This window comes from Actinotalea ferrariae, assembly GCF_019733465.1.
GTDB lineage: Bacteria > Actinomycetota > Actinomycetes > Actinomycetales > Cellulomonadaceae > Actinotalea > Actinotalea ferrariae_A.
In genome coordinates this window covers 1-4,482 of the sequence record NZ_JACVQL010000226.1, presented here as the reverse complement: position 1 = coordinate 4,482, position 4,482 = coordinate 1, and the positions used below count along the sequence as shown (strand labels likewise).

General features: G+C 75.2%; 4 protein-coding genes. 1 reads left to right on the top strand and 3 read right to left on the bottom strand.

From position 1 onward, the window contains the following. Positions 1 to 275: 275 nt before the first annotated feature. A complete protein-coding gene (gene purU / locus ICW40_RS16365; protein WP_308121863.1) occupies positions 276 to 1,160 on the top strand; it encodes a formyltetrahydrofolate deformylase in 885 nt (294 codons plus the stop codon). A 115-nt stretch (positions 1,161 to 1,275) separates the two neighbouring features. On the opposite strand, the gene ICW40_RS16360 is transcribed toward purU, so the two are convergent. From ICW40_RS16360 to ICW40_RS16350, 3 genes are all read right to left on the bottom strand, one after another. Further along, positions 1,276 to 2,565, bottom strand: coding sequence for a sugar ABC transporter permease (locus ICW40_RS16360; RefSeq protein WP_221655078.1), 1,290 nt, complete (start codon positions 2,563 to 2,565; stop codon positions 1,276 to 1,278). Beyond that, positions 2,562 to 3,392 (bottom strand): ATP-binding cassette domain-containing protein, encoded by an 831-nt coding sequence (locus ICW40_RS16355; protein WP_221655077.1) that lies wholly within the window; start codon positions 3,390 to 3,392, stop codon positions 2,562 to 2,564. Before ICW40_RS16355 ends, ICW40_RS16360 begins: the two co-directional genes overlap by 4 nt. Then, the coding region (locus ICW40_RS16350) for a substrate-binding domain-containing protein (protein ID WP_221655076.1) at positions 3,389 to 4,482 on the bottom strand (1,094 nt) is incomplete at its 5' end. The genes ICW40_RS16355 and ICW40_RS16350, both read right to left, overlap by 4 nt.

Sequence of the window (4,482 nt, the reverse complement as noted above, 5' to 3'; positions counted from 1 at the left end):
CCCGAGGCCCCCGCCGGCACGTCGGCGGCCGGACGTCCGTCGGACCGCACGCCGGCGCTCGCGGGCGCCGCGGGCTGACCCGCGCCGTCCGTGCGGCGCTCGTGACGGATGGGGCTGGTGGGGCCGGTGGGACGTCCCACCGGCCCCGTCCGCCACTCCAGCACCATCGCCCGCACGGACGGATCAGGGCCGTCGCGGGGCGGTGGGGCGGTCGGCGTCGCGGGGCGGTGGGACGGCGTGGGGTGGGGGGCGGGGCGGCGGTAGCCTCTGCGCTCGTGACCACAGCCGTGACCAGCGACCTCACGCCGCACCCGGAGCCGACGCACTGGGTGCTCAGCCTCTCGTGCCCGGACCGGCCCGGCATCGTCGCGGCGGTCGCGGGCCTGCTGGCCGCGCACGGCGGGAACATCACCGAGTCGCAGCAGTTCGGCGACCCGCTGACCGGCCTGTTCTTCATGCGGGTCCAGGTCGAGGCCTCGACGTCGCGCGGCGACCTCGAGGCCGCGCTCACGTCGCTCGCCGGCGACTTCTCGATGGCCTGGCGCCTGGACCAGGCCGGCCGGCGGATGCGGACCCTCGTCATGGTGTCGACGGCCGCGCACTGCCTGCACGACCTGCTGTTCCGCCAGCAGTCGGAGGGCCTGCCGGTCGACATCGTCGCGGTCGTCTCCAACCACACCGACCTCGCGGGCGTCGCCGGGTTCTACGGCATCCCGTTCCACCACGTGCCGGTCACCCGCGACACCAAGGCCGACGCCGAGGCACGGCTGCTCGCGCTGGTGGAGGAGCTCGACGTCGAGCTGGTCGTGCTCGCGCGGTACATGCAGATCCTGTCCGACGACCTCTGCCGCGCGCTCGCCGGCCGGGTCATCAACATCCACCACTCGTTCCTGCCGAGCTTCAAGGGTGCGCGTCCGTACGCGCAGGCCCACGACCGCGGGGTCAAGCTCATCGGAGCGACGGCGCACTACGTCACGGGCGACCTCGACGAGGGCCCGATCATCGAGCAGGACGTCGAGCGGGTCGACCACACCAAGCGCGTCGAGGACCTCGTGGCCCTCGGGCAGGACGTCGAGCGGCGGGCGCTCGCGCGCGCCGTGCGCTGGCACGCGGAGCACCGGGTCCTCCTCGACGGGCACCGCACCATCGTCTTCCGCTGAGCCCCACCGCCCCTCAGCCGGCCCGCGCCCGGGGAGGCCTGCCCCCGGGTGGGCCCGCCCCAGGTCGTCGCCGAGCCGGCGGACGAGCAGACCGCCGGCCGGCCGGGCCGGCGCATCAGCGCACGGCGGTCGCGCGGCGCCGCGAGAGCGCGTCGATGGTCACGGCGAGCGCGAGCACGACGCCCGTGACGATGTAGCGGATCGACGCGTCGAGGTTCAGCAGCGTGAGCCCGCTCGAGATCGAGTGGATGACGAACGCGCCGAGGACGGCCGACCACGCGCTCCCCCGGCCGCCGAAGAGGCTCGTGCCGCCGATCACCGCGGCGGCGATCGCGGTGAGGTTGGTGTCTGAGCCGCCCGTGCCCTGGTTGGCCGCGGCGAGGCGCCCGGCCGAGAGCACCCCGCCGAGCGCGGCGAGCGCCGTGCAGGCCATGAAGCAGGACATGTAGACGCGCCGGACGGCGTAGCCCGCCCGCCGCGCGGAGACGACGTTGCTGCCGACCGCACGCACCGACCGGCCCCACCGGGTGCGCCGCAGCAGCAGGTCCGTCATCCCGACCAGGAGCAGGAAGAACGCGAACATCGCGCCGATCCCGCGGTTCTGGTTGAGGTACCAGGTGACCAGCAGCAGCGCCGCCGCGAGCAGCCCCGTGCGCACCGCGATCGAGACGAGGCCGGGCGCCGAGAGCTCGGCTGCGAGCCGCCGTCGTCGTCCGGTCCACCGGGTCACGCCGTAGCCGACGGCGACCAGCGCCGCGAGCGCGTAGGCCGTCGCGGGCGCGAGGAAGACCTGCTGGCTGAACCGCACGAGCCACGACTCGTACGGCAGGTTGATCGACCCCGTCGCGCCCAGCACGCGCACCTGGAGCCCCACGCACACGAGCAGCCCAGCGAGCGTGATGACGAAGCTCGGCACCCCCAGCCGCGTGAACAGCCAGCCGTACCCCGCACCCACGGCCGCCCCGAGCGCCACCGCCGCGAGGACCGCGGCCCACAGCGGCCAGCCCTCCTGCACGAAGCCGACGGCGACCACCGCCGCCGCGAGCCCGCTCACCGCGCCCACGGACAGGTCGATCTGGCCCACCAGCAGCACCAGCACGACGCCGAGCGTGATGACGCCCGTGGTCGCCGACTGCAGGGTCAGGTTGACGAGGTTGTCGCTCGACAGGAAGTTGCTGTTGAACGCCTGGAACACGAGCGCCAGCACGACCAGCGCGCCGACGACGGGCAGGGAGCCGAGCTCGCGCTCGCGCCACGGAGCGCCTGCCCACGCCCGCGCGTCCGCCCCGCGCGACGAGCCGCCCGGCGCCGCGCGACCGGCACCGCCCACCCCGCGCACGCCGCCGGGGACGGTCGTCGAGCGGTCGGTCGAGACCTCCGGTCCACCGCCGGCCCTCGTGCTCATGCGTCCTCCTGCCGTCGGGGTCGCCGCGCCGGGCTGGCACCGGTGATCGCCGCGATGATCTCCTCGTACGACGTGCGGTCGGCGTCGAAGTCGCCGTTGAGGCGCCCGCGGCGCAGGACCACGACGCGGTCGGCGACGGCCTGCACGTCGGGCATGGTGTGGCTGACCAGCACGACGCCGTACCCGCGGTCGCGCACCCGCTCGACGAGCCGGAGCACCTCGGCGGTCTGCGTGACGCCGAGGGCCGCCGTCGGCTCGTCCAGGACGAGCACGCGCGGCTCCCCGAGGAGCGCGCGCGCGATCGCGACCGCCTGGCGCTGACCGCCGGAGAGGTCGCCCACGGGCACCCGGACGGACGGCACGCGCGCGGCGAGCTGGGACAGCAGCCGCCAGGCCTCGCGCTCCATCGCCACCTCGTCGAGGAGCGGGCCACGGCGCAGCTCCTGGCCGAGGAAGAGGTTCTCGACGACGTCGAGGTCCTCGCAGAGCGCGAGGTCCTGGAACACCGTCGCGATGCCCAGCTGCCGCGCCACACCCGGCGAACGCAGCTGCGTCTCGCGCCCCTCGACCACGACCTCGCCCGCGTCGGGCACGAGCACGCCGGACATGACGTTGACGAGCGTCGACTTGCCGGCGCCGTTGTCGCCGACGACGGCGACCACCTCGCGCGCGTGCACGTCGAGGTCGACGTCGACCAGGGCGCGCACGGCGCCGTAGCTGTGCGAGACCCCGCGCAGCGAGATCACGGGCTCGTCGCCGCCCGCGGCCCCGAGGCCGTCGCCCAGGTCGTGCGGACCGGTCAGGCCGCCGCGTGCCTGCGTGCTCATGCGTCCTCCTCGAGGAGCCCGAGCTCCCGACAGGCGTCGGTGTAGGGCTCCACGCAGATCTCCTCCGTGCTGTGCACGCCGCCTCTGACGATCACGCTCTCCACCTGCTCCCGGGTCACGGCGACGGGGGCGAGCAGCACCGCCGGCACCCCCTCGACGTGCGCGACGGCCGCGGGCGTCTCGCCACGGCTCAGGCGCACGGCCAGCTCGGCCGCCGTGCGCGCCTGCTGGCTGATGGCCTTGTAGACGGTCATGTGCTGGTCACCCGCGACGATGCGCTGCACCGCGGCCAGCTCGGCGTCCTGACCCGTGACCGGAGGCACCGGGTCCATGCCCGCCGCACGCATCGCCGAGATCGCGCCGCCCGCGGTGCCGTCGTTCGCGGCGTAGACGCCGACCACCTTGCCCGCGAACTGCGTGAGCTGCCCCTGCACCCACTCCTGCGCCTTGTCGGGGCTCCAGTCGGGCGTGTCGTACTCGGCGAGGACGGCCAGGCCCGAGTCGGCGAGCGCGCGCGAGAGCCCCGCCTTGAGCCCCGCGACGTTCGGGTCGGTGCTCGCGCCGTGCACGAGCAGCACGCCCTCCCCCGGCTCGGTCGGGCCGACGGCGCGCACGAGCGCCTCGCCCTGCAGCTGACCGACGCGCGTCGCGTCGTACGCGACGAAGTAGTCGAGCGGCGCGCCCGCGACGAAGCGGTCGTAGGCCATGACGGCCACGCCCCGGTCGGCGGCCGCGGTCACGATGCTCTGCGCGGCGGCCGCGTCGACGGCGTCGAGCACGAGCACGTCGGCGCCCTGCGTCAGGGCCGACTCGGCCTGCTGCTGCTGGCGCGCCGCGTCCTGACCCGCGTTCGCGTAGAGCACCTCGCAGTCGGGGCAGCGCTCGGCGACGACCTGCTCGAACACGGGTCGGTCGATGCTCTCGTACCGCGTCGTCTTGGACTCGGGCAGCAGCAGCGCGATGGTCACGTCCGCGGACGACGTCGGCGGCGTGGCGGGCGCCTGCACCGTGCAGCCGGCGAGGAGCGCCGCAGCCGCGGCCGTGGCGGCGAGCGCCGTCGCCGCGAGCCGGCGTGCGCGCGCCCTCATCG